At 71.1% G+C, this 25,597-nt stretch carries 22 protein-coding genes; 14 read left to right on the forward strand and 8 right to left on the reverse strand.

Going from position 1 to position 25,597, the window contains the following annotated elements; genetic code table 11:
* Nucleotides 1-179: 179 nt before the first annotated feature.
* The 3 genes from MKL20_RS31710 to MKL20_RS31720 all read right to left on the reverse strand — a co-directional run bounded on the left by MKL20_RS31710 (nucleotide 180) and on the right by MKL20_RS31720 (nucleotide 4,609).
* Nucleotides 180-3,521, reverse strand: a complete 3,342-nt coding sequence (locus tag MKL20_RS31710) for a hypothetical protein (protein ID WP_244040015.1) — start codon at nucleotides 3,519-3,521, stop codon at nucleotides 180-182.
* A 141-nt stretch (nucleotides 3,522-3,662) separates the two neighbouring features.
* Nucleotides 3,663-4,331 carry an invasion associated locus B family protein gene (locus MKL20_RS31715; RefSeq protein WP_244040016.1) on the reverse strand — a complete coding sequence of 223 codons (669 nt, stop codon included), beginning with the start codon at nucleotides 4,329-4,331 and terminating at the stop codon, nucleotides 3,663-3,665.
* A gap of 101 nt (nucleotides 4,332-4,432) precedes the next feature.
* Complete coding sequence (locus MKL20_RS31720) at nucleotides 4,433-4,609, reverse strand: hypothetical protein (RefSeq protein WP_244040017.1); 177 nt, start codon at nucleotides 4,607-4,609, stop codon at nucleotides 4,433-4,435.
* Between the two features lie 371 nt (nucleotides 4,610-4,980).
* Here MKL20_RS31720 and MKL20_RS31725 point away from each other — a divergent pair, with 371 nt between their 5' ends.
* Together MKL20_RS31725 and MKL20_RS31730 are read left to right on the forward strand one after the other, a co-directional pair.
* Nucleotides 4,981-6,426 (forward strand): homospermidine synthase, encoded by a 1,446-nt coding sequence (locus tag MKL20_RS31725; RefSeq protein ID WP_244040018.1) that lies wholly within the window; start codon nucleotides 4,981-4,983, stop codon nucleotides 6,424-6,426.
* A gap of 97 nt (nucleotides 6,427-6,523) precedes the next feature.
* Nucleotides 6,524-6,847 carry a TM2 domain-containing protein gene (locus tag MKL20_RS31730; protein ID WP_244040019.1) on the forward strand — a complete coding sequence of 108 codons (324 nt, stop codon included), beginning with the start codon at nucleotides 6,524-6,526 and terminating at the stop codon, nucleotides 6,845-6,847.
* A gap of 12 nt (nucleotides 6,848-6,859) precedes the next feature.
* Here the strand turns inward: MKL20_RS31730 and MKL20_RS31735 are convergent, their stop codons facing one another.
* Both MKL20_RS31735 and MKL20_RS31740 read right to left on the reverse strand, forming a co-directional pair.
* A complete protein-coding gene (locus MKL20_RS31735; protein WP_244040020.1) occupies nucleotides 6,860-7,741 on the reverse strand; it encodes a transporter in 882 nt (293 codons plus the stop codon).
* Between the two features lie 179 nt (nucleotides 7,742-7,920).
* Nucleotides 7,921-9,582 carry a Na+/H+ antiporter gene (locus MKL20_RS31740; protein ID WP_244040021.1) on the reverse strand — a complete coding sequence of 554 codons (1,662 nt, stop codon included), beginning with the start codon at nucleotides 9,580-9,582 and terminating at the stop codon, nucleotides 7,921-7,923.
* Nucleotides 9,583-9,817: 235 nt separating this feature from the next.
* Between MKL20_RS31740 and MKL20_RS31745 the strand changes: the two genes are divergently transcribed.
* Nucleotides 9,818-11,503, forward strand: coding sequence for a methyl-accepting chemotaxis protein (locus MKL20_RS31745; RefSeq protein WP_244040022.1), 1,686 nt, complete (start codon nucleotides 9,818-9,820; stop codon nucleotides 11,501-11,503).
* Between the two features lie 175 nt (nucleotides 11,504-11,678).
* On the opposite strand, the gene MKL20_RS31750 is transcribed toward MKL20_RS31745, so the two are convergent.
* Both MKL20_RS31750 and MKL20_RS31755 read right to left on the reverse strand, forming a co-directional pair.
* Nucleotides 11,679-12,539: a metallophosphoesterase gene (locus tag MKL20_RS31750; protein ID WP_244040023.1), complete on the reverse strand. Its 861-nt coding sequence runs from the start codon at nucleotides 12,537-12,539 to the stop codon at nucleotides 11,679-11,681.
* 8 nt (nucleotides 12,540-12,547) lie between these two features.
* Complete coding sequence (locus MKL20_RS31755; RefSeq protein WP_244040024.1) at nucleotides 12,548-13,165, reverse strand: cation transporter; 618 nt, start codon at nucleotides 13,163-13,165, stop codon at nucleotides 12,548-12,550.
* Nucleotides 13,166-13,344: 179 nt separating this feature from the next.
* Between MKL20_RS31755 and croR the strand changes: the two genes are divergently transcribed.
* From croR to MKL20_RS31805, 10 genes are all read left to right on the forward strand, one after another.
* On the forward strand, nucleotides 13,345-13,818 hold the full coding sequence (gene croR / locus MKL20_RS31760; protein WP_244040025.1) for a MaoC family dehydratase: 474 nt from the start codon (nucleotides 13,345-13,347) through the stop codon (nucleotides 13,816-13,818).
* Between the two features lie 79 nt (nucleotides 13,819-13,897).
* The gene (locus MKL20_RS31765; protein ID WP_244040121.1) at nucleotides 13,898-14,665 is read left to right on the forward strand and encodes a TrmH family RNA methyltransferase; all 768 of its coding nucleotides are present in this window, start codon (nucleotides 13,898-13,900) and stop codon (nucleotides 14,663-14,665) included.
* A gap of 115 nt (nucleotides 14,666-14,780) precedes the next feature.
* Nucleotides 14,781-16,370, forward strand: coding sequence for a phytoene desaturase family protein (gene crtI, locus MKL20_RS31770; RefSeq protein ID WP_244040026.1), 1,590 nt, complete (start codon nucleotides 14,781-14,783; stop codon nucleotides 16,368-16,370).
* A complete protein-coding gene (locus tag MKL20_RS31775) occupies nucleotides 16,367-16,813 on the forward strand; it encodes a DUF2141 domain-containing protein (protein WP_244040027.1) in 447 nt (148 codons plus the stop codon). Before crtI ends, MKL20_RS31775 begins: the two co-directional genes overlap by 4 nt.
* Nucleotides 16,814-16,817: 4 nt before the next feature.
* Nucleotides 16,818-17,798 carry an ABC transporter ATP-binding protein gene (locus MKL20_RS31780; protein ID WP_244040028.1) on the forward strand — a complete coding sequence of 327 codons (981 nt, stop codon included), beginning with the start codon at nucleotides 16,818-16,820 and terminating at the stop codon, nucleotides 17,796-17,798.
* Complete coding sequence (locus MKL20_RS31785) at nucleotides 17,795-19,003, forward strand: ABC transporter permease (RefSeq protein WP_244040029.1); 1,209 nt, start codon at nucleotides 17,795-17,797, stop codon at nucleotides 19,001-19,003. Before MKL20_RS31780 ends, MKL20_RS31785 begins: the two co-directional genes overlap by 4 nt.
* 103 nt (nucleotides 19,004-19,106) lie before the next feature.
* Entirely contained in the window at nucleotides 19,107-19,949 is an 843-nt protein-coding gene (locus tag MKL20_RS31790; protein ID WP_244040030.1) for a type 1 glutamine amidotransferase, read from the forward strand.
* 103 nt (nucleotides 19,950-20,052) lie between these two features.
* Entirely contained in the window at nucleotides 20,053-21,582 is a 1,530-nt protein-coding gene (locus tag MKL20_RS31795) for a phytoene desaturase family protein (protein WP_244040031.1), read from the forward strand.
* Nucleotides 21,583-22,036: 454 nt separating this feature from the next.
* Nucleotides 22,037-22,795, forward strand: a complete 759-nt coding sequence (locus MKL20_RS31800) for a lysophospholipid acyltransferase family protein (protein WP_244040122.1) — start codon at nucleotides 22,037-22,039, stop codon at nucleotides 22,793-22,795.
* A 58-nt stretch (nucleotides 22,796-22,853) separates the two neighbouring features.
* The gene (locus tag MKL20_RS31805) at nucleotides 22,854-23,990 is read left to right on the forward strand and encodes a glycosyltransferase (protein ID WP_244040032.1); all 1,137 of its coding nucleotides are present in this window, start codon (nucleotides 22,854-22,856) and stop codon (nucleotides 23,988-23,990) included.
* A 70-nt stretch (nucleotides 23,991-24,060) separates the two neighbouring features.
* Here the strand turns inward: MKL20_RS31805 and MKL20_RS31810 are convergent, their stop codons facing one another.
* Complete coding sequence (locus tag MKL20_RS31810; protein WP_244040033.1) at nucleotides 24,061-24,669, reverse strand: hypothetical protein; 609 nt, start codon at nucleotides 24,667-24,669, stop codon at nucleotides 24,061-24,063.
* Nucleotides 24,670-24,974: 305 nt separating this feature from the next.
* On the opposite strand from MKL20_RS31810, the gene MKL20_RS31815 reads away from it, so the two are divergent.
* A complete protein-coding gene (locus tag MKL20_RS31815) occupies nucleotides 24,975-25,592 on the forward strand; it encodes an LpxA family transferase (protein WP_244040034.1) in 618 nt (205 codons plus the stop codon).
* The last annotated feature ends 5 nt before the right edge of the window (nucleotides 25,593-25,597 follow it).

The raw sequence follows: 25,597 nt of genomic DNA on the forward strand, positions 1-25,597 counted from the left end.
CGCTGCGCTCGCAATGACGGCGCGGGGCGATGGAAGTCCGGGATCGGGCGTCAACGATCCGCATGGCCGAAAACCCCACTTCGCGCGTCGGCTGCTCGAACGGGTGCTTACGAGCGGGACATGCTTGTCGCCCCGCCGCCGCGGGTTTCGCCCCGGGGTGACAGCGCGGAGAACATCCCTCAGCCTGGCGGCGTGCCTGGGGTCTCGACGCTGCTCTGACGCGCGCCGTTCGCCGCGCCGCGCTCCGGCAAGGCGGTCTCGGGATAGCGCTTGCGGTACTCGGCCAGGAAGGCCGACAGGGTCTCGGCCTTGGTGGCGCGGGCCGCGATGGCGCGGAATTCCGGCGTCTTCGTCGGGTTGGCACCGGTGAGCAGCGCGAAGGTGCGGGCGTCCGGGCTCTCGGCCATCGCTTCGGAGAACTTCGCCTTCAGCCGCTCCAGGCCGATCGCCTCGCCGGCGAGGTCGTAGGCGATGGCGGCGCGGACCGCGTCGGCCCGGGCCTGCTCGTCCAGCGGCCGGCCGGCGCGCCATGCGTCTCCGAGCAGCGCCTCATGCGATTCGCCGGCCTCGCGCCAGCGGCGGGCGCCCCAGTATATGTCGGCGCGCAGGCGCTCGATATCGGAGCCGCTCTCGTCCTCGATCGTCTCCAGGGCGAGGTCGGTGCGGGTGAGGTCCGAGAGGGCGCGGGCGCGGACCAGGGCGCGGGCGCGCTTCAGCTCGCCGGGCAGCTCGGGCAGGTTGGTGGCGTCGAGCACCTGCAGCGCCCGCATCGGCTTGTCGTCCATCAGCCGGATCGTGGCGAGCCGGGCGGCCACGGCGGACTTGGCCGGGCCGGTGAGGCGGTTGTCGATCTGGTACTGGAGCAGGTCGGCGGCCGAATCGAGCAGGTCGAGCCCGACCAGGCGGTCGGCCAGCCGGCGCACCACCTCGTCGCCGCGCCGCCCGATCGGGGCGAGCTCGCGGAAATCGAAATACAGCGCCACCGCGTCGACCCCGGAGAGCGCGTCGCCCTTGTCGGTGAGGTAGAGGTTCTCGAAGGCGGCGCGCACCTCACGGGCGAGGGCCTGGGTGGCGGTGTCGTTCGGCGCGAAGGCGCTGGCCCGGCGCAAGGCCGTGAAGGCGTCGCGCCAGCGGCCGGCGCCGAGATAAAGCCGCGCCAAGCCGGCCGAGATGCCGGTCTCGGTCGGGCCGCCGTGCCAGGTGAGCGCCAGCCGCTCCAGCCGGTCGATCGCCGCATCCGGTTCGAGCTTGCCGGAGGCGCGGGCCAAGAACGTGCCGCGCAGTTGCGCTTCGGCCGCCACCGGCCGCTGGCCGACCTTCTCCAGGCGGGCATAGGCGTCGAGGGCCGCTTCGGTCTGGCCGGTGGCCTCCGAGACGCGGGCGCGGACCAGGGCGAGGCGATCGCGGATCCAGGGAGGCAGGTTGGGCGCGTCCTCGGCCCGGGCGGCAGCCGTCTCGGCATCGCCGTTCTCGATGGCCGATTCCGCGGCCTGGGCGCGAATCTGCTGGGCGAGGTCCGGGGGATAGCTCTCGGACAGCGGCAGCGTGTTGAGGAAGCCGGTCTCGGCGGCCTTCCAGTCGCTGAGCCCGGCCGCGGCCATCGCCCGCCACAGGGCGGCCTCCGGGTCGCTGGCGAGCTGCGGCGCCGACAGGGCCTTCAAGGCCTCGGCATTGCGGCCGCTGCGCACCAGCGCCAGGCCGCGCAGGACGGCGACGTCGCGCTGGGTCGCCAGCAGCGGGTCGTCGGCGGCGGCCGCCTCCAGGGCCGCGAGCCCTTCGAGGTCGAAGCCATTGGCGATGTTGGCGCGGGCGTGTGCGAGCCGCGCCGGGCCGCGCTGGGCGGGCGGCACGGTCGCGGCGGCATCGGCCAGGGCCCGGAGGGTCTCGCGCACGTTGCCGGCCCGGGCTCGATCCCACGCATCGGGCATGACCGCGAGAGTGCCGGCCTCGGCCAGGGCGGGATCGGCCTTGCGGGCGGCCGTCGAGGCGGCGAGACCGCCCTCCCGGCCGATCGTCACCCCGTCGAGCTGGGGCCGCACCGCGAGATCGTCGGCGCCGGCCAGCACCGCAACGCCGTGCCGGCTCGGCAGGATCTCGAAATCCACGAAGCGGCGGCTCTTCGGATTGCCGATGGCGCGCTGCGCCGCCGAGGTGACCACGGCGATGCGCTCGCCGTCGCGGTCGAGCCAGGTCGCCGATCCGGGCCGGGGCAGCGCCAGGGCGACGGTGATCCGGCCGGTCGGGTCGGGCTTGCGGACCGGGTCGAGGCTGTCGCTCGGGCTCAGGGCGTCGCCGGCCGACAGCTCCCAGGCCGGACCGGCCCCGGTGGTGACGGCGGCCAGATCGACCAGCCGGCCCGGCGGCACCGTGAAGCGCAGGATTGTGACCGCGCCGATCCGCTCCGGTGCTCCCACCGGCGCGAGGCCCTGGCGGCTCGCCGGCACGGTCACGGGCTCGGCGGTCTCGAACACCAGCGTAGCGACGCCGCCGCGCTCGAACAGGGCCGCGGGCGGCAGGGTCTGGAACGGGAAGACCAAGCCGGCCCCCGCCTGGCGCTTCGGCGGGGCCTGGGGGGCAGCGTCCGGGACGGCCGGGGCCTCGGCCTTCCGGGTCGGTGCGGGGATGGGTGCGGCCGGCTTTGCGACGCTCGGCTCGGCCGGGCCGGGCACGTCGGCGGCCTTGGACTTGGCGGCCTCCGGCGGCGCCTTGGTCACGACATCGATCGTGTAGGCGCCGTCCTCGCGCTCCGTGGTGATGGAAAAACCCTCGGCGGGGGTCACCAGGATGCTGGCCGAGCCCTCGTCGGATTCGGTGGCGAGCTTGGCGATGCCGGGCCGCGGGCGGCCGCGGGCGTCGTTCGAATCGATGGTCCAGGCTCCGGCCACGCGCAGGCGCGTCGTCGCCCCCTCGGCACTCACGGTCGCCATCGTGTCGTCGGGCAGGCGCAGGGACAGGCGCGTCAGGGTCGGGAGCCGGGCGAGTTCCAGGCTGAGGGGCTTGCGCACCGGCGGCGGCGTGCGCGCCCGCAACGCCTCCTCGGCGACCCGCGCCCGGCGGGCGAGTTCGGCGACCACCTCGGGGGGCAGCGGCGGCGGCAGGCCGGACCAGCCCTCCGGCAGCAGATCGACGAACACGCGCTCGCCGGCCGACTGGACATTGGCCCGGAACGGCCGCTGCAGCGCGACCCGCAAGCCCGAGCCGTCGGGATCACGCCGAACCGTGGACACGAAGGCCGGCATCTCTTCGGCGAGATGCTCGGGACCGGGCGCGACGCGCTCGCCGTAGCCGAGCAGCAGGATGCCGCCGGCGAGCTTCGCCTTGACGGTGACCGGCTTGTCGAAGGTGAGCACGATCCGGCCGTAGCCGCCGGGGCCGGTGCCCGATTCGCTGCCCTTGGCGGCGATCAACCGGGCGGCGAGCGCCGGGTCGATTGCCGCCAGAAGGGCAAGCGCGGGCAGCGACACGCGCAGCAGCGCGCCGCCGTATCGGCCGATCCGGGATCGCTTGCCCTCCGAACCCATCGCCTCGCCGATCCGATCCCGGCGCGCGGGCCCCCTCGGGCCGCGACGCCCGGCGCCACACATGGGATCCACCTTGCGGCACCGCGGCTAACGCTGGCTTAACCGTAACCCGGGGATTGGCCGGATCCGGTCCGATCGGTTTCAGCCGCTGAGGGCGACGGCGCGGTCGAGCGCCTGCGGAAACCCTTCCAGCGGCACCGTGATGGTGGCGGGCTCGGTGCCGCTCGACTTCTGGCCGGTCACGAACAGCTGCTTGGCATTGCGCATCCCATCGAGCGCCAGCGCCGGGAAGCTGATCGGCACGAGGCAGCCGTCGGAGACGCACAGGCTGTAGGGTGCGCCCTTGCCGAGGGTCTGCTCGTCGAGCTTGAAGGTCACGCCGGCCTCGATGGACAGGCCGAAGGGCATCAGCACGATGCCTTCCGAGCGGCCGTCATTCGGAACCTGCAGCTCCACGCCGAACTTGCGCCGGCCGGTCTGCGAATCACCCTGGGACTGGGCGATGATGCAGGTGACCTTCTCGCTCGGGCGGGTGCAGGTCATGGTCCAGTCACCGTAGCTCTCGCTGACCGTGCTGGCGCCGGTGGGCCAGGTCGCGTGCGCTGCAGCGGGCGCGGAGGCGGCAGCCGCCTTGGCCGCCGGCTTCGGAGCGGGCGGCTTCGGCTTGGGTTTGAGCTTGGCTTTGGCAGGCGCGTCGCCGGCGGCCGGCGCCTCGGGCTCGGCATCCTGGGCACGTGGCGACGCGAACGGAACGGCAAGCAGCAGCGTCGCGATCAGACTGAGGCGAACGACTGCTCGAAACGTCGACATGGAATCACGATCCCCCGGGGCCATTGACGGCAAAGCCGCCTAACGTCCCAATCGGGGTGAGGCAATCACCGGCAGACGCCGGTCCACTCCGTCGGCAAGCCTCAGAACGGATTCGGTCCGCCGGCGGCCTCGGCGAGGGCGCAGCGGCGCGCGAAGGCGGCCTCGGTCCCGATGCGGACGGCGCGGGCCAGGGTGAACACGAGGGTGAGGATGCCGGGATCGCGGTCGGCGGTTTCGGCGACCGGGCCGGGGATGCGGGTGGCGATGAAAGCGAGCATGACGACTCCGAAGATCAGGATCTCGGACGTTTCCTCGGTCCCAAGGATGTTGATTGTTCTGCGGGACCTTTGCTGCACCGCAATATGAGCCATGCGGAGACTGCTCGCCACTCGCCTTCGCGCGCAGGCCACATGCACTGCAAACATGATGACACGCGCCGTTCCTCAATGGCGCCTTAACCGTCTATGGTGCAGCGCAGTTGACCGCCGGCGGGTGAGCCGCCATTGAGCGGCTTTCCGACGACCGGATTCGACGTACGCGCCGGCGCAGGCCGCGCAGCACGCCTGTCGCCCCACTGTCACACGCGCGCCATAACCCGCTCGCGAGCCTCAGAGCGGACCTCAGGCGTCCGCCAGACAAGGATTTTTTCATGACCGAACAGCCGTCCCGTCACCCGATCCATGGCCGTATCAGCGGTCCCATCGTGATGATCGGCTTCGGCTCGATCGGACGCGGCACCCTGCCGCTCATCGAACGGCACTTCGCGTACGACCGCGCCCGCTTCACCGTGATCGACCCGGTCGACACCCACCGGGCGCTCGCCGAGAAGCACGGCCTGCGCTTCGAGAAGGTCGCGCTGACCCCGGAGAACCTGCGCGAAGTGCTCACGCCCCTCCTCACCGAGGGCGGCGGCCAGGGCTTCTGTGTGAACCTCTCGGTCGATACCTCGTCGCGGGCGATCCTGGAGCTGTGCCGCGAGCTCGGCGCCCTCTACATCGACACCGTGGCCGAGCCCTGGCCGGGCTTCTATTTCGACAAGAGCCGCGGCCAGGGCGACCGCACCAACTACGCCCTGCGCCAGGACATCCTGGATGCCCGCGCCCAGAAGCCGGGCGGCCCCACGGCGGTCTCCTGCTGCGGCGCCAATCCCGGCATGGTCTCATGGTTCGTCAAGCAGGCGCTCCTGAACATCGCCAAGGATACCGGCGTCACCACGCCCGAGCCGAAGTCCCGCGAGGACTGGGCCGCCCTGATGAAGACCCTGGGCGTGAAGGGCGTGCACATCGCCGAGCGCGACACCCAGCGCGCCAAGAACCCCAAGCCCCGGGGCGTGTTCGTCAACACCTGGTCGGTGGAGGGCTTCGTCTCCGAGGGCAACCAGCCGGCCGAGCTCGGCTGGGGCACCCACGAGACCTGGAAGCCCGCCAATGCCCGCGAGCAGGAGAAGGGCTCGCGCTGCGCGATCTACCTGCTGCAGCCGGGCGCCGACACCCGCGTGCGCACCTGGGTGCCCACCGCCGGCTCGCAGTTCGGCTTCCTGGTGACCCACAACGAGGCGATCTCGATCGCCGACTACTACACGGTGCGCGAGGGCGATCAGGCCGTCTTCCGGCCGACCTGTCACTACGCCTACCACCCGGCCGACGACGCCGTGCTCTCGCTCCACGAGATGTTCGGCAAGGCCGCCAAGGTGCAGGAGCAGCACCACATCCTCGACGAGACCGAGATCGTCGACGGCATCGACGAGCTGGGCGTGCTGGTCTACGGCCACGCCAAGAACGCCTACTGGTACGGCTCGCAGCTCTCCATCGAGGAGACGAGGGCGATCGCCCCCTACCAGAACGCCACCGGCCTGCAGGTGACCTCCGCGGTGCTCGCCGGCATGGTCTGGGCCCTGGAGAACCCGGAGGCCGGCATCGTCGAGGCCGACGAGATGGATTTCCGCCGCTGCCTGGAGGTCCAGACCCCGTATCTCGGCCCGGTCGTGGGCGTCTACACCGACTGGACCCCGCTCACCGACCGTCCGGGCCTGTTCCCGGAGGACATCGACACCAGCGATCCCTGGCAGTTCCGCAACGTGCTGGTGCACGGCTGAGGTCTCCCGGGCCGGCGGATGCTGTCCGCCGGCCCGGCCTTGCTTTCGGTCGCCCCCTGTCTCAAGCTTAGCCGTGACTTGAGGGGGAGCACGACAGATGACAGCGACGACCCAAGAGAAGATCCTGATCGAGCAGCGCGTCGCCAACGAAGGACCGAGCGTCGTCCTGGCCTACGTGCTTTGGTTCTTCTTGGGCTTTTTCTCTGCCCACCGATTCTATCTCGGCCGAACCTGCACAGCGATCCTTCAGATCGTGCTCAACTGCATTGTCGTCGGGCTCGTCTGGCTCGTCATCGACCTGTTCCTGATTCCCGGGTTGGTGCGCGCGAAACAGGCCAGCCTCCGCGCGCGCCTGACGCAGGAACTCGGACCGTCCCTCCCCGCCGGTGGCGCAGCCCTGGCCTCACCCGCTGCGGTTTGAGCCCCGGTCCGGCTACTCGGCCTGCCGGCGCGTCACCAGCGTGCGATTCGGCTCGACCTCGTTCGGGTCCTGGTAGAGCGGCATGATCACCCGCAGCCAGCCGCGGGTCTCGCGGCCGCGGTAATTGCGCTGGACCACATCGCGGGTGAGATAGGCCTGCAGGTTCACCGGCCCGAAATTGTACCCGACCAAGCCGCCCACCGCGATCTGGCCCTGGGCCCGGTAGCTGGACACGCCGGTCGGCAGGTCGCTCGATCCGAACGCGACGGCGCCGACCTGCCACTTGCCGAACTTCTTCGCCGCCGTGAGATCCAGGTTCAGGTAGTCCGGGTAGAGGGTGCCGAAGGGCGAGCGCGTCTCGAGGAAGATCCCGTGGAGCAAGTTCGCGGTCAGGCTCCAATCCTGGCCGGTGTAGCTGATCGCGAAACGATGGGTCAGCGAGGCGGACTGGGTCAGGAAACGCGTCTCGATCGGCAGGTAGCCGCCGAAAAAGTAGCTGACGCCGACATCGTTGCCGAGATCCCAGGCGAGTTGGGCGGCGAGCAGCGGCTGGCCGATGCCGCTCTGGTAGGGTGCGCCCTGGAGGATCGCGGCCACGACCGGCTGGGTGACGAAGACCTGGAGGCGCCCGCCCGCGATGTCCCACGGCGTCGCCCAGGCGAAGGTCGGCAGGTTGACGTTCGTCGCGGTGTCGCCCGGCCGCGCGCTGCGCGTGCCGAAGCTCGACAGGTTCACGAAGTACAAGCCGACCGGGAGCTGCGCGCCCACCGGCAGGCCGATGGTCTGTCCGGGCTGGGCCGCGGAAGCAGCGTAGGCCGAATTCATGCCGCTCGCACTGTAGAGGGCCAGAGCAGCCAACGCGATCCCGCGTAATCCCAGACCAAAACCGGTCATGAAACCCCCGATCCAGAGCCCCGTGACTGGGGGCTGATCGAGGTATGACGCTCGGTCGAACCAGGCTCATCCGGGCTCTACGGCCAAGCTGTGTGCAACGACACGCCCTGGACGTGTCGCGCCCGCCGGCCGGGACTAAACCGGCCGGCTCCGTCCAGTCCGTGCGCGCCCGCCGCGGTTCAGCTGCGCGGCGTCGACAGGGCCCGGCCGGCGGGATTCCAGGCCAGCAGTCGCGCCTCGACCAGATCGACCTCGCGGACGAGCTGGCGCAGGACCACGTCGTCGATGGCCCGCGACCGGCGCAGGCGATAGAGCGCCTCGCGCTCGGCCTCGATCCCGGCGAGCCGCAGGCGCTTCTCGGCCACCGCGAGCTGCCGGGCGCGGCCGCCTCCCTCCCGGGGGGCCCCGGTCGGCGCTTCCAGGCCTTCGTAACGGTCCATGGCCCGGGCGCCGGCCTCGACCGCGATGGACGCATCCTCCTGCTCCTCAACCAGCCGGTGCTGGAGCGCCTCGATCGCCGTCACGGCGTCGTGGCGCGCGGCGGCGCGGGCCGAATCCTCCTCGGCGTCGTGGCTGGAATCGGCTGGCAGGCGCAGGCCCCGCAACAGCGGCGGCAGGACCGTAGTGGCCAGTAGCAGCGAGGTCATGATCACCCCCATCGCCAGCAGGATCGCGAGATCCCGGGCCGGGAACGGCGTGCCGTCCTTGAGAGTGAGCGGCAGGGTCAGGATGCCGGCGAGCGTGATCGCGCCCTTCACGCCCGCGAGCGTCGTGGCCGCCACGAGCCGCCAGGTCAGGCCCTCGCGCCGCTCGCCCCGGCGATGCGCCTTCACCAGGACGAAGTGGAGCGAGACCCAGACCCAGGCGAACCGGATCGCCATCAGGCCGGCGGTGATGGCCAGCACCCAGGCCACCAGCCAGCCGGCGCCCTGCACGTCGGCCTGCTTGACCGCGTGGCCGAGGACCTCGGGCAATTGCTCACCCAGCAGGACGAAGATCGACCCGTTGGCGGCGAGCGCGACGGTGTCCCACACGGCGGTGCGGCGGACCCGGGTGGTGCCGAGGCTGCGCCCCTGGATCTCCACGTAGGTCATGGCGATGCCGGCCGCGACCGCGGCCAGGATGCCCGAGGCGTGGACGTGCTCGGCGGCGAGATAGGCCCCGAACGGCGTGAGCAGGCTGAACAGGATCTGGAGGCCCGGATCCTCGCCGGTCCGCCGCCGCAGCAGGTCCTGGGCCCCCATCAGCAGGAAGGTCGTGGCGGCGCCGATGCCGAGGCCGCCGAGCGCCAGCCAGACGAAGGTGGTCGCGGCCTCCGACAGCGAGAAGGTGCCGGTGAGCGCCGCCGCGATGGCGAAGCGCAGGCAGACGAGGCCGGTGGCGTCGTTCAGGAGTGCCTCGCCCTCGAGGATGTGCATGAGACGCCGCGGCACCGGGGCCTGCGCGGCGACCGACGAGACCGCAATCGGGTCGGTCGGGGACAGGACGGCCGCGAGCGCGAAGGCGACCGCCAGCGGGATGCCCGGGATCATGGCGTGGATCAGCATGCCGATGCCCAGCACCGTCAGCGCCACGAGCCCCAGCGCGAGCGCCAGAACGGTCCGTCCGTTGCGGAACAGGTCGCGCTTCGGGATGCGCCAGCCGTCGAGGAACAGCAGCGGCGGCAGGAACACCAGGAAGAAGATCTCGGGATCGAGGGCCGTGCTGGGCAACGGCCCCAGCGCCAGGGCCACGCCGATCGCGATCTGGATCAGGGGCAGCGGCAGCGGCACCAGACGGCCGAGGGCGCCGCTCACCAGCACGGACAGCAACAGGGCCAGGACGACGGTGACGCTTTCCATGCGTGTCTTTCGAACGAGGGCCGGCCTCCCCTCGGGAGGCGTCGACCGGGTGATGCGCGGATGGCCGGGATCGGGCCTTGTAGCATCTGCCGGGCTGCGGGATGCCGGCGATCGACGACGCCCGGCGACCGATCGAGCGAAACGATGCCGATCGATTAATCGGAATTTTTAGAAATCATTATATAGCATTCGAAGAGCGCAGAGGGCGCTGATGCGAGTCTATTCTGGAAGTATAATGCTCGACTTTATGTCAATCAAAGGCAAACTGATCATCTGCTTTTCGGTTATGCTTGCTCTGATCTGTAGCCTGGCCGCGCTGTCCTACTACCACATTGAAACGATCAATCGTGTTGCCACGGACATGCGCGCCAGCCGCCTGCCGGCGGCGCAGGCCCTCACCGGCATCCAGGTCGTGACCCTACGGATCCGCGTCAACGGCAGCCGTGCTCTGACGGCGAAGTCGGCCGAGCACAGAAAGGACGCCTTCGACTCGATCCAGCGGCGGCTGGCCGAGTTGCGGACCTATCAGGCCAGCTATGCGAGCCTCCTGGAGACCGACGCGGCCCGCGAGCTCTACAAGACCTTCGAGCGGCAATGGGCGACGTATCTGGACCAGCAGGCCGATGGATTCGCGCGGGCCGAGCGGGGCGACCTCGTCGGCGCCCAGGAACAATACAACACCACGATGTCGGACACGATCCGGACGACCATCGCAACCCTCGTCGCGATGTCGGATCAGCAGAGTGCGGCGGCGGCGGCCAGCGGGGCGGAGGCGCAGGACGCCTATGAGCGCGCCCACCGGCAGATGACGGGCTTCCTGGCGCTGGCCGCGATCCTGGCGATCGGCGCCGTCGTGATGCTTGTCCTGGAGATCAGCCGCCCGCTCGGACGCATGACCGCGGCGATGCATCAGCTCGCCTCGGGCGATACCGGGACGGAGATCCCCGCCGTCGGGCGGCGCGACGAGGTCGGCGCGATGGCAGGGGCCGTCCAGGTCTTCAAGGAGAACATGATCCAGACCCGTCGGCTGGAGACGGAGACCGCGCAGGCGCGGCTGGAAGCGGAGGCGCAGCGCAAGGCCGGCATGCGCCAGATGGCCGACAGCTTCGAGCAGACGGTCGGCGGCATCATCGGCCAGGTCTCGGCCTCGGCCACCGAGCTCCAATCCACCGCACAGACGATGAACGCCACCGCCGCCCAGACCGCCAGCCAGTCGACCACGGTCGCAGCCGCGGCCGAGGAGGCGGTGTCCAACGTCAACACCGTGGCCGCCGCCGCGGAAGAGCTGGGCTCGTCGGTTCAGGAAATCGGCCGGCAGGTCGACGGCTCAGCGCAGCTGGCCCGGCTGGCCGTGTCCGAAGCCGACCAGACCGGCGCGCTGGTACAGGAGCTGAGCACGGTCGTCGGACGGATCGGCGACGTGGTCGGACTGATCTCGGATATCGCCGGGCAGACCAACCTGCTCGCCCTGAACGCGACCATCGAGGCCGCCCGCGCGGGCGCGGCCGGCAAGGGCTTCGCCGTGGTCGCCTCCGAGGTGAAGGCGCTGGCCGAGCAGACCGCCAAGGCCACGCAGGAGATCTCCGGACAGATCGCGCAGGTCCGGGGCTCGACCGGACAGGCGGTCACGGCGATCGGCGGCATCACGGCGCGGATCCAGGAGATCAGCGGCGTCGCCACCGCGATCGCGGCCTCCGTCGAGCAGCAGCAGGCGGCCACGCAGGAGATCGTGCGCAACGTCGGGCAGGCAGCGAGCGGCACAGCCGAAGTCACGATGAACATTGCCGGCGTGGCCGGCGCCGCCGACGAGACCGGAGCTGCGGCGTCCCAGGTTCTGTCCGCCGCCTCCGCGCTGTCGCGCCAGTCCGAGCATCTCTCGGCCGAGGTCCGGAACTTCCTCGCCACCGTCCGCGCCGCCTGATCTTTTTGGAAGCGATCGAACCGGCCCGACCGGCGGCGATCTTCGCCGGTCGGGCTGCGCTGGCGCACTGCGATCGCTTGAATCATGTTCCGTCGGCGATGCAGGTGGCCGCCCGATAAACAACGCCGCCATTCCGGGGCGCCGCAGGCGAGCCCGGGATGACGAAGAGGACGCTTTAAACCCGGCCCTCCGCCCCGACCGTCACGCAAAAATCCGCCCGGTAGCTCTGACCCTCGACCGGGTTCGACACCCAGCGGCAGCGGCCGATCCGCAGGTCGTGGCCGGCGTGGAAATGGCCCGAGATCCACAGCTCCGGGCGCTCGGCATCGGGGAGGTCGTCGAGCGCGGTGCTGGCGTAGAAGGCCGGCACCCACCAGGGCACGCCGGGCTGGCCGCGGTAGCGATCCGCCGCCAGGGGGCTCGCCGGATGATGGGTCACCACCACGGTCGGGCCGTCATGGGGTACGCGGAGCGCGTCGTGCAGCGCCGCGCGCTCGGCTGCATGCGCCGCCATGGCGTCCATGGGCTGCCACGCCCCACCATCGGCCTTGCGGATCGAGCCGAGATATTCGCGCGAGCCGGTGACCGGGTCGGTCATGCGCGCAGCCGCATAGGCGACCGGATCCTCCGGGCGCTCGGGCGCGTCGGCGGTGAGCCAGCGTCCGGCCAGCCGCCAGTCGCTCCACAGGGTCGTCCCGACGAAGCGCACGCCGTCGATGACACAAGCCTGCGCGCCCTGGAGCAGGTGGATGCGCGCGCCCAGCGCGTTCACCCGGGCGACCTCGGCCTCCAGAGCCGCCAGCAGTTCCGGCGCCGTGCGCATGTCGCCCGTGGGGGCGTAGCGTTCGTGGTTGCCCGGCACCAGCACGATCGGCCTGCCCTGCGCCAGATGCACCAGGGCGGCCAGCCCCCGCTCGGGATGCCCCTCGTAGAGGTCCCCCGGGCAGGCGAGCAGGTCGAACGGCTCCTCGGGCAGCGCGATCAGGTCGAGCCGCCGCCGCTCCAGATGTAGGTCCGAGATCGGAAAGATGCGCATGGGGATGCCTATTTCGCGGCCCGGCGCTCGGCCGCGGCGGCCCGGAAGATGTCGGCGGCGGAATCGGCGTTGAGGATCGCGATGCCGGCCGCCGCGATCAGGTCCGGCCACGGGCTGGGATGGAGAGCGGTGACCAGCCCGGCGGCGATGATCGCCAGGTTGGCGTAGGCGTCGTTGCGGGCCGAGAGATAGGCCGCCCGGGTCAGGCTGCCCGAACCGGACCGGTGCCGGGCGAGCATCAGCGCGCAGGTGAGGTTCACCGCGAGCGCCCCGAGCCCGGTCAGCGTCAGCGGCAGGGCCGCCGGGGGCACGAAGTCGGCAAACTTGTCGTAGGCGGCGTAGGCCGTCGCCAGAGCCGGCACCAGCAGGATGAACGCCATGGCGGTGCCGAGCCGCGCCCGGTTGCGCGCGCTCCAGGACAGGCCGGCGACGATCAGCAGGTTGATCGCCGCGTCTTCCAGGAAATCGAGGCTGTCGGCGATCAGCGCCACCGAGCCGATGGCGAGCGCCACCGCGATCTCGATGCCGAAATAGCCGAGGTTGAGCGCCGCCACGCGGGCGACGACCGGGCGCAGGGCGGGCGGCTCGGGGCGGGCGGCGGTGTCAGCGGTCACGGGGCGCGTCATCGCCGAGTGCGGCGCGCCTGTCGAGCGGATGTTGAGAAAACCCTGTCCGCGCCTCAAGAAAGTTCCAAGGTTCTTGCGCCTTCGTCCGGGTGGATTCGGCGGCGCGATCGTGCGACGCGGTCTTGTTGAGCCGGCTGCGCCAGAGATGCGACCGGCCGGAACCGGAGGTCTGCCGAGCCATGCTGCCCGAATTGCGCGTGCTCTATTTCGAGGATCTCGAGGTCGGGTTGTCGGAAACCCTCTCGAAGACCATCGCCTCCTCCGACGTGGTCGGGTTCGCCGAGATCACCGGCGACCGCAACCCGATCCACCTGTCCGAGCACTTCGCCGCGCGCACGCCGTTCGGCACCCGCATCGCCCACGGCCTGTACACAGCCGGGCTGATCTCGGCGGTGCTCGGCACCCGCCTGCCGGGGCCGGGGGCGGTCTACATCTCGCAGACCCTCAATTTCCGCGCGCCGGTGCGTATCGGCGATGTCGTCGACGTCACCGTGACAGTGGCGGAGCTGATGCCGGAGCGTCGGCGCGCGCGTCTCGCCTGCCGCTGCTCGGTGGCCGGCGAGACCGTCCTCGACGGCGAGGCCCTGGTGAAGGTGCCGACCAAGGCCGAGGCCGACCCACTCGCGATCCGCACCGAGCGCCAGCAGGGCTGAGGTGGACGAGGCCCGGGACACGATCGCCGCGGAGACGATCGCGGATCCGGACGACCCGCGCCTCGAACCCTACACCCGGATGCGCGAGCGCGACCTCGTCGGCCGCGCCGGGCGCTTCATCGTCGAGGGCGAAGTCACCCTCCGGCTGCTGCTCGGCCGCCGTGCTCGCTTCCGGCCCGAATCGATCCTGCTCGCCCCGGAGCGCTGGCCGGGCCTCGCACCGGACCTGTCCGCCTGCCCGGAGAAGCCGCCGGTCTATCTCGCCGCGAAGGCGGTGATGAGCGCGGTGACCGGCTTCCCGATCCATCGCGGCGTCCTGGCCGTGGGCCTTCGCGGGCCGGAGCCCGAACCCGCCGCCCTCGTGCCGCCGGCTCCCGCACCGGCGCTGGTGCTCGGCCTTGCGGGCCTGACCAACCACGACAATGTCGGCGCCGCCTTCCGCAACGCCGCAGCCTTCGGGGCCGACGCCGTGCTCCTCGACGCCGCGAGTTGCGATCCGCTCTACCGCAAGAGCATCCGGGTCTCGGCAGGCGCCGCGCTGATCCAGCCCTTCGCCCGGCTCAGCCCCGGGCAGGACTGGCTGGCCCTGGCCCGCGCGCTCGAACTCGAGGCCCTGGCGCTCAGCCCCGGAGCGTCCGAATCCCTCGGTGACCGCCCCGTGCCGGCGCGGGTGCTTCTGATCCTCGGGACCGAGGGGCCGGGCCTCGACGCGACGACGCTCAGTCGCGCCCGCCCGGTGCGGATTCCAATGGCCCCGGGCTTCGATTCGCTCAACGTGGCGACTGCGGCGGGGATCGCTCTCCAGACGATCGCCCGCAGCCAAGGCCGGCTCGTTTCGGCCGTTTGAACCCATCTCTTTGCGTCGGGCGCCGAACGCGCGACAAAGGGCTGCAATTGCCGAGCGCCGATGTGAGGCTAGCTTGGCCGATAGGGTTTGGGGGTTGCGAGGGGAGTCGGCGGCGTTGCTTCAGTCTGGGGATGGTTTGCGGGCGCTGACCGGACGCCGGGTGGCCGTGGTCGGCGCCGGTCCGGGCGGCTTGGCCTCGGCCCTGTTGCTGGCCCGCGCCGGGATCCACGTGACCCTGTTCGAGAAGGACGCCCAGGTCGGCGGCCGCACGAAGACGGTGACGGCGCCCGGCGGCTACAAGTTCGATATCGGCCCGACCTTCTTCCTCTATCCCCAGATCCTCGCCGACATCTTCACAAGCTGCGGCGAGCGGCTCGAAGACCACGTCAAGCTGGAGCGGCTCGATCCGCAATACAACCTGGTGTTCGAGGGCTCGGACGGCATCTCCGGCACGATCCGCGCGACCGGCGACATCGCCCGCATGGAGACGGAGATCGCCCGGATGGCCCCGGACGACGCCAAGAACGTCCAGGCGTTCTTCACCGAGAACCGGACGAAGCTCGACTACTTCAAGCCGATCCTGCAGCAGGCCTTCCACACGCTGCGCAGCATGGCGAGCCCGGCGATGCTGGCCGCCCTGCCCCACCTGCATCCCGGCCGCAGCGTCGACCGCGACCTGAAGCGCTATTTCGCGGATCCGCGGGTGCGCCTCGCCTTCTCGTTCCAGACCAAATACCTCGGCATGTCGCCGTTCCGCTGCCCGAGCCTGTTCACGATCCTGTCGTTCCTGGAATACGAGCACGGGGTCTACCACCCGGTCGGCGGCTGCGGCGCGGTGTCGGAGGCGATGGCCGGCCTGGCCGGGCGCATGGGCGTCGATCTTCGGCTCAACGCCAACGTCGAGCGGGTTGTGTTCGACGGCAAGCGCGCCAGCGGCGTCGTGGTGGACGGCGAGACCTTCAACGCCGACGCGGTGCTGATCAACGGCGACTTCGCCAAAGTGATGCGCGCCCTGGTGCCGGAGCGGCACCGCCCGCGCTGGCGCGACGCCAAGATCAAGAAGGCCCGGCTCTCCTGCTCGACCTTCATGCTGTATCTCGGGATCGAGGGAAACGTGCCCGAGAGCCTCGGGCACCACACGATTCTGCTGGCCGACGGCTATGAGAAGAACATTCGCGAGATCACCGAGGGGACGCTGCCGATGCAGCCCTCCCTCTACGTCCAGCATGCCGGCTACACCGATGGCGGCATGGCGCCCCCCGGACACACCGCCCTCTACGTCCTGGTGCCGGTGCCGAACCTGAAGGCCGGGATCGACTGGCCGGCGACCCGGGCGAGCTACCGCGCCCTGATCCTGGAGCGCCTGAAGCATCTCGGGTTGGAGGATATCGAATCCCGGATCCGGTACGAGCGGATCATCGATCCGACACAGTGGGAGGAGGATTTCGCGGTCCACGAGGGTGCCACCTTCAACCTCGCCCACGACCTGATGCAGATGCTGTATTTCCGGCCGCACAACCGCTTCGGGCCTGGGCTCTACATCGTCGGCGGCGGCACCCATCCGGGCTCCGGCCTGCCGGTGATCTACGAGGGCGCCCGCATCACCGCGCGGCTGCTGATCGAGGAGCTGGCCGGCGCCCGCGCCGCAGCCCAGGCGGGCATCCCGGACACGGCACCGCTGGCGACCTCCGGCGAGGCTTCGTGATCGGCGCGCCGGGTCGGGCGACGCTCACCGCCGGTTTCTGCGCCGTCGCGGCGCTCGCGGGCGCGCCGGCCGTGGCCGCAACGCTACAGGTCGAGATCGACGGGATCGAGCCCAGCGGCGGCCCGGTCCGGGTGGCCCTGTGCCAGGGCGGTCTCGCCGAAGCGTTCTGCACGCAGGGCGACGAGGCGCCGGCCTCCGGGGGGCGGGCCCGGTTCACCTTCCGGGATGTGGCCCCCGGCACCTACGCGGTGGCGGCCTTCCAGGACGAGAACGGCAACGGCCGCCTCGACCGCACCGGGCTCGGCCTGCCGCTCGAACCCTACGGCTTCTCCGGCGCCGTCGCGCGCCGGGCGCGGCCGGACTTCTCCGATGCGGCCTTCGCATTGCAGGAGCCCGGCGCCTCGGTGCGGGTGCGCCTCGCCCGCGCTTTGCCGAAGCGGTGACCGAGTGAGCGATCCCCTCGTACGGATCGCCGACGTCGGTCTCGATCTGCGGGGACGGCGGGTGCTGGAGCACGTCGATCTCGCGCTCGACGCCGCCGAGACCCTGGCGCTGCTCGGGCCGAACGGGGCCGGCAAGTCCTCGCTGATGCGCCTCGTCGCGGGCCGCCTCGCGCCCAGCACCGGGACGGTGCGGGTGGCCGGCGCCGACCCGTTCCGGGAGGGCCGCGCCCGCCGGAGCATCGGCTGGGTGCCCCAAGAAATCGCCCTCTATCCGCGCCTTACCGTGGCGGAGAATCTCGGGATCTTCGGCCAGCTCGCGGGCGTGCCCCGGCGGGACCGGCGCGCCGCCGTCGCGGCCGCCCTGGAGATGGCCGACATCGCCGACGTGGCGCATCGCCCGGTCGGAATCCTGTCCGGCGGCTACCGGCGTCGGGTCAACATCGCGGCGAGCCTGATGAACCGGCCGAGTCTGGTCCTGCTCGACGAGCCGACCAGCGGCGTCGACCTCGCCGCAAGGGCGGCCATCCACGCGGTGCTGGACCGGCTGAAGGCCGCAGGCACCGCGATCCTGATCGCCACCCACGATTTCGCCGAGGCCGAGCGCCTCGCCTCCCGGGTCGCATTCCTGGCGCAGGGGCGGATCCTGCGCGAAGGGCGTCTGGCCGACCTGCTGGCGCAGCTGCGGGTCGGTGCGCCCGAACGAGAGCTGAGCCTCGCCCTGCCGGCGGACGCGGCCGCGGAGACCGTGCTGCGCCGCAGCGGCTTCGTGCCGGCTGAGCCCGACGGCCTGGTCTGGCGCTCGGTCGAGCGCTCCGGCCTCGATGGGGCGGCCCTGCTGGGTTCGCTGCGGGCGCAGGGCGTGCCGGTGGCCGAGGTGCGGGTCCGCGCCCCGCGGCTGGAGGCGCTGTATCTCGACGCGATCCGGCCCCGGGAAGTCGCGGAGCGCGCGGCCTCCGAGCCGCGCCGGGCGGGAGCGGCCGGATGATCGGCGCCGCGTTCCGGGTGATGGCGCTGAGCCTCCTGCGCGACCGCGCCGCCCTGGTGATGGCCTTCGTGCTGCCGACCGTGATCTTCTCGATCTTCGCCGCGATTTTTTCCGGCGCGACCGGCGACCGGATCCGCATCCATCTCGGCCTCGCCGACTTCGCCCGGACGGCGGCCACGCAGCGCCTCGCCGACGCCCTGGTGGCCGACCCGTCCCTGCGGGTGACCCGCCTGCCGGCGACTGATCTGGCGGAGGTGACCCAGGCGGTCCGCTCCGGCGCGGTCGACGTGGCCCTGGCGCTCCGGGGCGATCTGATCGCCGCCCCGGCGGACGCCCCGCCCGGCCCCGCGGACCAGCCGGTGGTGCTGGTCGAGAACCCCGCCAAGGCGCTCGCCACGCCGATCGCCCTGGGCCAGCTCCAGCGCGTGCTGAACGAGGCGCTGCCCGACGTGGTGCTCTCCCGCATCGTCGCCGACGTGGAGCGCACCGGCAAAATCGGCCCGGACGAGCGGCGCTTCCTCGACGAGGCCTTCGCCGAGCAACGGGCCAAGAAGGAGCCGTTCAGCTTCGCCTCGCTGGTCGAGCGGCAGAGCACCACCGCCGGCACCGCCAACGCCCGGGTGAGCTACTATGCCGGCGCGATCACCGCGGTGTTCCTGCTGTTTGCCGCCATGCAGGGGGCGCTCTCACTGGTCGAGGAGCGGGAGACCGGCATCGCCGAGCGCCTGATGGCCGGCCCCGGCGGCCTGCCGGTGGTGGTGCTCGGCAAGTTCGGCTTTTTGACCCTCCAGGGCATGGTCCAGGCCGGCCTGATTTTTTTAGCCGCCGGGCTCCTCTATGGCGTCGAGATCGGCCCGCACTGGCCGGCTTTCCTCACCGCCTGCCTGCTGGTCTCGGCCATGGCCGCGGGCCTGGCGCTCGCCGCCTGCGCGCTGGCCGCCTCGCGCCAGCAGGCCCATCTCGCCTCGACCTTCGGGGTGCTGCTGCTCTCCGCGGTGGGCGGCTCGATGGTGCCGCGCTTCCTGATGCCCCCCTGGCTGCAGCAGGCCGGCTGGCTCACGCCGAACGCCTGGGCGATCGAGGCCTACCAGAACGCGCTCGGCGAGGGGTTCGGCTCCGCGGCGCCCGCCTTCGCGGTCCTGGGCGTGCTGACGCTCGGCGGCCTCGGGCTGGCGCTGGGCCTGGTTGCGCGGCGAACAGCCTGATCGACCCACGCCGCGACGATCCGCGCCGCGCCTGCGACCAGCCGTCCCCGGACACGGCCCGGCCAATCGGGCAGGGTCCGCCTCTGCACATTGTGAGATACTTATGCTCCGCCTGCTCATCGCCGACGGCAACGATCGGGCGGCCCGCGAACGGCACGTTGGTGCGACAGGCCGGACATCGGCCGAATCCTATGCCGTGGTGGTCCAGGACCTCGTCCCCGAGACCACCTGCCGCTTCCTCAACCCGGCTGATGCCGACGCGGCACTCCCCCAAGACCTGTCGGAGTTCGACGGGCTGATCTTTACCGGATCGACCCTGAAAGTCTCCGAGGGCACACCGGCGGTGACCCGCCAGCTCGACCTGATGCGGGCGGCCCTGGAGGCGGGGCTGCCGGTGTTCGGATCCTGCTGGGGCGTCCAGGTCGCGGCCACCGTCGCCGGCGGACATGCGGCCGAGAACCCGCGCGGGCCGGAATACGGCTTCGCCCGGGCGATCACCCCGACCCAGGAGGGCCGCACCCATCCGCTGCTGGCCGGCCGGCCAGCGGTCTGGGACGCGCCGGCGATCCACTCGGACGCGGTGCTGGAGCCGCCCCCGGGGGCCCGGGTGTTGGCGGGCAACCGGGTGCTGGGCGTCCAGGCCATCGAGATCCGGCACGGGGCCGGCTGGTTCTGGGGCACGCAGTACCACCCGGAACTCGACCTCGAGGAGGTCGGCGCGATGCTGCGCCTCTGCGATACCGCGATCGTCGAGGCCGGCCTCGCCGAGGATCCGGACGCGGTAGCGGCCTATGCCGACGAGATCGCAAGCCTGCAGGGCGACGATCGCGAGGCGGCGCGCCGCCTCGCCTGGCGCCATGGGCTCGGCCCAGAGGTGCTCGAGGCGCCCCTTCGCCGCCGCGAGATCGGTAACTTCCTGGCCCAGCTGTCTGCGAACAGGCCCTGACCGGCCGGTGCCGCGACCGGGTGGCGCGTTGACCCGCCGGGCCCTGCGTCTAGCTTCACCATGTGGGCAACGCTGAGACGGGCCCGGGGAGCGACCTTTCAGGATGAGCCAGGATTCGACGGTCGCCGTGATCGGCAGCGGGCTCGGCGGACTCGCGGCCGCGTGCGTGGCCGCCGCGCGGGGCCACCGCGTCACGGTCTACGACAAGAACGGCTGGCTCGGCGGCAAGGCGGCGGTGCTGCATGAGGGCGGCTTCCGCTTCGACATGGGCCCGACCATCCTGACGGTTCCGCGGGTCCTGGAGCGGATTTTCTCCGAGGCCGGGCGCTCGGTCCACGATTACATGGACCTGCGCCGCCTCGACCCGCAATGGCGCTGCTTCTTCGACGACGGCAGCCGCATCGACCTGATGCAGGATATCGAGCGGATGGCTGGCGACATGGATCGCTTCGCCCCCGGCAGCGGCGACGGCTACAAGAAATTCCTTTCGATCTCGGAGCACTTGCACGGGGTCTCGGAAAAATTCTTCTTCTGGAAGCCGGTCGAGGACCTGTTCGACACGATCAACATCCGGGCCAACATGAATCCCGGCACGCTACGCGACGTGCTGTCCCTGCGCATGCACGCCTCGGTCGCCTCGACGATCCGCGGCAAGGTCAAGGATGCGCGGCTCGCGCAGATGCTCGACCACTTCGTGCAATATGTCGGCTCCTCACCCTACGGCGCGCCGGCGGTGCTTTGCGCCATCGCCCATATGCAGATGGCCGACGGCGTCTGGTACCCGATGGGCGGCACCCGCGCGGTGGCGGAAGGGCTGGCCAAGCTCGCCCAGGAACTCGGCGCGACCTGCAAGACCGACACCGAGGTCACCGGGATCGAGACCGCCAACGGCGCGGTCCGGGGCGTTCGCACCGCCGAGGGCGTGACGCCGTTCGACGCGGTAATCTCCAACATGGATTCGGTCCGCACCTACCGAGAGCTCGTCGGCGGAGCCGCTGGCAAGGCCTACGAAAAGAAGAATCCCGAGCCGGCCTGCTCGGGCGTGGTGCTCTATCTCGGCCTAAACAAGCGCTACGAGCACCTGAACCACCATGACTTCGTCTTCTCCCGGGACCCGGAGGAGGAGTTCGACTTCATCTACAACAAGGGCGAGCCGGCCCCGGACCCGACCGCCTATCTCGCGGCCCCCTCCTCCACCGACCCGAGCGTGGCACCCGAGGGTGGCGAGGCCCTCTACGTCCTGGTGCACACGCCGTATCTGCGCCCACACCACGATTGGCGCCCGGACGGCCCTCTGTTCCAGAACTACCGCCGGACCATCCTGGACAAGCTCAAGCGCACCGCCGGCATGCCGGACCTGGAGGAGCGCATCGTCGTCGAGCGCCACCTGACCCCGCAGGACATCCACGAGCGCTACCGGGTGCTCAACGGCGCGATCTACGGCTTGGCCTCGCACGGGCGGGTGATGGGCGCGTTCAAGCCCGGCAACCGCTCGCGGCAGGTGCGCGGCCTGTACCTCGCCGGCGGCGCCGCTCATCCCGGGCCCGGCATGCCGATGGTGATGATGTCCGGCTGGATCGCCGCCGACGCGCACGACCAGGACGCGCGCGGAACGCTGCGCGCCTCGGCGTGACATCAAACCCGCCACCTCCCCTCCCTTCGGCGGGGCGGGCTACGGTGTTCGCTTATCACTGCCGGTTTAAGGCAAAGGCCGGCCTCGGGTGCGTCTCCCTCCCCCCTCTACGGGGGAGGGTGGGCCTCGCGTCAGCGAGGGTCGGGAGAGGGGACCCGGGTTCAGACAAGGACGCGCCCGGCACGACGGGCGACGCTCTATTCTGCACCCGCGCTCCCCTCTCCCGACCCCCTTCGGGGGCCACCCTCCCCCGCAGAGGAGGGAGGGAGGGTGCGCGTCTGACTTGGGGAGACTCCTCGTCCCGCCCAGGGCGATCCAGACGTCCTTCTGTGAATCCGCTCACCCACACGGGAGAGCGGACCCGCGTCGCATCCGGCCTTCCGCGAGGGAATGGATAGTGCGCTCCTCGCCACCCGCGCCCCTGCGTCCAGTCTCGCCCCTGATCCGCCGCTTCATGGAAGCGTGGTTCGAGCGCTACCTGTATCGGCACTTCGACGCCCTGCGGATGCCGCTCTGGAGCGAACAGCCGGCCCCGACACATCCCGGCCCGCTGGTGATCTACTGCAACCACCCCGCTTGGTGGGATGCCGCGGTGATCATCGTGCTGTCCGGCCGGCTCTACCCGGGGCGTGAGAACCGGGCACCGTTCGACGCCGCCATGCTGGCGCGCTACCGGGTGTTCGAGCGGATCGGGGCCTTCGGGGTCGATCTCGACAGCCCCCGGGGCGCCGCTCAGTTCTTGGCGGCCGCGCGGGCGATCCTGACACGCTCCGGCACGGCCCTCTGGATCACCGCGCAGGGCCAGTTCGTGGACGTTCGGGTCCGGCCCCTTGGCCTGCGTCCGGGCGTGGCACGCCTCGCCGAACTCGCCCCCGACGCGCTGTTCGTGCCCCTCGCCCTGGAATACGCCTTCTGGGACGAGCGCGGCGCCGAGGCCTTCGTGGCCTTCGGGCCCGGGATACCCGGCGCCGAGCTGGCGGCCCTGCCGCGACCCGCACGGCTCGCCCGCCTGGAGGCCGATCTGACCGCGACCCTCGACCGTCTGAGCGCCGACGTGATCAGCCGCGAGCCGGAGCGCTTCCAAGCCCTGGTCGCGGGCCGCAAGGGCGTCGGCGGGGTCTACGATCTCTGGCGACGCCTCGCCGCGCGGCTGGCTGGCCGCCGCTTCGATCCAGCCCATCACGCCGCCGACGGGCACGATCGGGCCGCATGATGTTTTTCTGCCCGCGCGCGATGCCGGCAGCCGGCGGCGCCTTACCTCAGCCCGGGCGATGACCGACCTGATCCCCACCGCCCTGGCCCTGCTCTGCCTGATCGCCGCCCTGCTCCCGGCCGTGCTGGCGGCGGTGAACCTGTTCGCCCTGCGCCGGCCCACCCCCGAGGCGGATCCTGGCCTGGTCTCGATCCTGATCCCGGCCCGTAATGAGGCCGGCAACATCGCCGAGACCGTGCGGGCCGCGCTCGCCAGCACGGCCGTGCCCGTGGAGGTGATCGTCGGCGACGACCATTCCACGGACGGCACCGCCGAGATCGTGCGGGCGATCGGCGACCCGCGCCTGCGCGTCGCCCCGGTGCCGCCGTTGCCCGAGGGCTGGACCGGCAAGAACCACGCCTGTGCGCATATCGCCGGGCTCGCCAATGGCCGCCACCTGCTGTTCATCGACGCCGATGTCAGCCTGGAGCCCGAGGCCGCGGCGTCGCTCACCGCCCGAGCCCGGCGTGTCGGCGCGGCCCTGGTCAGCGGCGTGCCCCGGCAGTGCATCGAGACCCTGGGCGAGCTGCTCACCGTGCCGATGATCGATTTTCTGCTCGTCGGCTTCCTGCCGGTGCCGCTGATGCGCCGCCGCCCCGATCCGGCGCTCGGCGCGGCCTGCGGGCAGCTCATCCTGTTCGAGCGCGCAGCCTACGCAGCGATCGGCGGCCACGGCGCCATCCGCGGCTTCCTTCACGATGGCGTGCGCCTACCCCGGCTCCTGCGTGCGGCCGGCTACCGCACCGATCTCGTCGCTGGGACGGGGCTCGCGACCTGCCGGATGTATCGGGGTTTTTCGGAGGCCTGGGCCGGTTTCTCCAAGAACGCGCACGAGGGCATGGCCACGCCCCGCGCCCTGCCGGTCTGGACCCTGCTCCTCGGCTGCGGCCAGATCCTGCCGCCGCTCCTCGTGCTGGCCGGCCTGATCGGCCTGATCCCGCCCCTCACCCTGATCGTCTCCGCGACAGCGTGGGCGCTGTCGCTTGCGACCCGGGCGGCGATCACCCTGGCGGTCCGGGCGCCGCTGGCAACGATCCCGCTCCACCCGGCCGCGGTGCTGGTGGCGCTGGCGATCCAGTGGAACGTGCTGCTGCGGGGCGTCCGGGCCGGCGCGGCCACCTGGAAGGGCCGCACCTACCCGGTCAGCGGCGCCTGAGCTTTTTCCGATGGTCCGGCGGAGCGTATCCGCCGGATTGTTTACGTCAGCGATCAGGCAAGCCCGGCCATCACCGCGCGGTCGGCTGGCACGGCTCGGTCGAGCGCTTCCCCTTCCGGGGCTTCAGCGACACGATCAGCTGGACGTTCGGCACGTCGCCGACCTGACGGGTGAGGTGCCCGACATGACCCTCCGGCCCCTGCGGGGTCGATCCGGTGTCGGCGTTGAACTCGACCTCGCCCGGCCCCTGCTCCAGCACGGAGCCGTCCGTGGCCTCCACCGACCAGCGCCCCGACAGGGTGATCACCCATTGCGGGCCGGGAGCGGTGTGCCAGGTGCCGACATAGCCGACCGGCAGGATCGCGTACTTGATCGACGCCACCTCGCCCGGCGGGAAGCCGACATATTGCGGGGCCGCGGGCGGTGCGTAGCTCTTGAAGATGAAGTTCTTCAGGTCGCAATACTGGACGTGGCTCTGGCCCTTGGCGTCCGCGTAGAGTGTCCCATAGCGCAGCGCCGGCGGATTGGCCGCGGTCAGGCCGGCCGGACCCGACGGAGCTGCTTCGATGGTCATCAGCGGCTCGCTCGGCTTGCCGCCGGCCGCCGAGACGCCCGTCCCGCTCGCGACGGAAGCCAGCAGCACCATCGCGATGCGGCCGGCTTTGTTGAATGACATCATGGTTTCGACGTCCCAGAATTCACGGCGCCGAAGACGACGCCGCAGGCCCTATAGTCTGAGACTCCGACGGCTCCAAATTATCCGCCTGTAATACTAAAAGTAATAGCCAATTAAATCTCTGAAATTCTGGATTTTGCCAAATTATATCTTGGCGTGATTCGCGCCGAATTCGTGCCTTCGAGCCTTCTTATGAACTCAGATCTCGAACGCTTCTCTCGGCGCAGGCGGCTGGCGTCACGTGACGCGGGCTGACAAGATCGCGAGCCGCGCCGCCGATCATCACCGCCGCGTTTCCAGGACCGACCATGGCTGACGACCTTCCGGACCTGCGCGACCTCATCGCGCGCTATCCCGCCTCCTGGCTGGGCGCGCTCGCCCTGGCCCCCTGGGAGATCACGGCCCGGGCGGCGGCATTGGTCGCCGAACGCATCGCCGGCCTCGACGGGACCTACCGGGTCACGGATGGCATCGCGATCCACGCGCAGGCGATCGTGGAAGCCGGCGCGACCGTGAAGCCGCCGGCGATCATCGGCCCGGGCTGCTTCGTCGCGGCCGGAGCCTACCTGCGCGGCGGATGCTGGCTGGAAGCGGATTGCATCGTCGGCCCCGGCGCGGAGCTGAAATCCGCGTTCCTGTTCGCGGGCGCGGCGGCCGCGCATTTCAACTTCGTCGGCGACAGCATCCTCGGTGCGAACGTGAACCTCGAAGCCGGCGCAATCATCGCCAACCACCGCAACGAGGCACCGGACCGGCCGATTCTCCTCCGGTTGGGGGGCCGTCTCGTCGAGACCGGAACCCGCAAATTCGGGGCACTCGTCGGCAACGGCGCCCGGATCGGCGCCAACGCCGTGATCGCCCCGGGCGCGGTGATCGAGCGACACACCATCGTGCCGCGCCTCGGGCTGATCGATCAGGGCGGGTGAGGCGC

Origin of the sequence: Methylobacterium sp. E-066, from assembly GCF_022829635.1 — a bacterium.
In the GTDB taxonomy this organism is placed as follows: domain Bacteria; phylum Pseudomonadota; class Alphaproteobacteria; order Rhizobiales; family Beijerinckiaceae; genus Methylobacterium.

Excerpts from the sequence above, each read along its gene's own strand:
- MKL20_RS31795 (WP_244040031.1), top strand. The coding sequence starts at position 20,053 with ATGAGCCAGGATTCGACGGTCGCCGTGATCGGCAGCGGGCTCGGCGGA.
- MKL20_RS31730 (WP_244040019.1), top strand. The coding sequence starts at position 6,524 with ATGACAGCGACGACCCAAGAGAAGATCCTGATCGAGCAGCGCGTCGCC.
- MKL20_RS31735 (WP_244040020.1), bottom strand. The coding sequence starts at position 7,741 with ATGACCGGTTTTGGTCTGGGATTACGCGGGATCGCGTTGGCTGCTCTG.
- croR (WP_244040025.1), top strand. The coding sequence starts at position 13,345 with ATGCTGCCCGAATTGCGCGTGCTCTATTTCGAGGATCTCGAGGTCGGG.
- MKL20_RS31790 (WP_244040030.1), top strand. The coding sequence starts at position 19,107 with ATGCTCCGCCTGCTCATCGCCGACGGCAACGATCGGGCGGCCCGCGAA.
- MKL20_RS31755 (WP_244040024.1), bottom strand. The coding sequence starts at position 13,165 with ATGACGCGCCCCGTGACCGCTGACACCGCCGCCCGCCCCGAGCCGCCC.
- MKL20_RS31785 (WP_244040029.1), top strand. The coding sequence starts at position 17,795 with ATGATCGGCGCCGCGTTCCGGGTGATGGCGCTGAGCCTCCTGCGCGAC.
- MKL20_RS31765 (WP_244040121.1), top strand. The coding sequence starts at position 13,898 with ATGCGCGAGCGCGACCTCGTCGGCCGCGCCGGGCGCTTCATCGTCGAG.
- MKL20_RS31710 (WP_244040015.1), bottom strand. The coding sequence starts at position 3,521 with ATGGGTTCGGAGGGCAAGCGATCCCGGATCGGCCGATACGGCGGCGCG.
- MKL20_RS31725 (WP_244040018.1), top strand. The coding sequence starts at position 4,981 with ATGACCGAACAGCCGTCCCGTCACCCGATCCATGGCCGTATCAGCGGT.
- MKL20_RS31750 (WP_244040023.1), bottom strand. The coding sequence starts at position 12,539 with ATGCGCATCTTTCCGATCTCGGACCTACATCTGGAGCGGCGGCGGCTC.
- MKL20_RS31810 (WP_244040033.1), bottom strand. The coding sequence starts at position 24,669 with ATGATGTCATTCAACAAAGCCGGCCGCATCGCGATGGTGCTGCTGGCT.
- MKL20_RS31720 (WP_244040017.1), bottom strand. The coding sequence starts at position 4,609 with ATGCTCGCTTTCATCGCCACCCGCATCCCCGGCCCGGTCGCCGAAACC.
- MKL20_RS31745 (WP_244040022.1), top strand. The coding sequence starts at position 9,818 with ATGCTCGACTTTATGTCAATCAAAGGCAAACTGATCATCTGCTTTTCG.
- MKL20_RS31715 (WP_244040016.1), bottom strand. The coding sequence starts at position 4,331 with ATGTCGACGTTTCGAGCAGTCGTTCGCCTCAGTCTGATCGCGACGCTG.
- MKL20_RS31740 (WP_244040021.1), bottom strand. The coding sequence starts at position 9,582 with ATGGAAAGCGTCACCGTCGTCCTGGCCCTGTTGCTGTCCGTGCTGGTG.
- MKL20_RS31805 (WP_244040032.1), top strand. The coding sequence starts at position 22,854 with ATGACCGACCTGATCCCCACCGCCCTGGCCCTGCTCTGCCTGATCGCC.
- MKL20_RS31815 (WP_244040034.1), top strand. The coding sequence starts at position 24,975 with ATGGCTGACGACCTTCCGGACCTGCGCGACCTCATCGCGCGCTATCCC.
- MKL20_RS31800 (WP_244040122.1), top strand. The coding sequence starts at position 22,037 with ATGGAAGCGTGGTTCGAGCGCTACCTGTATCGGCACTTCGACGCCCTG.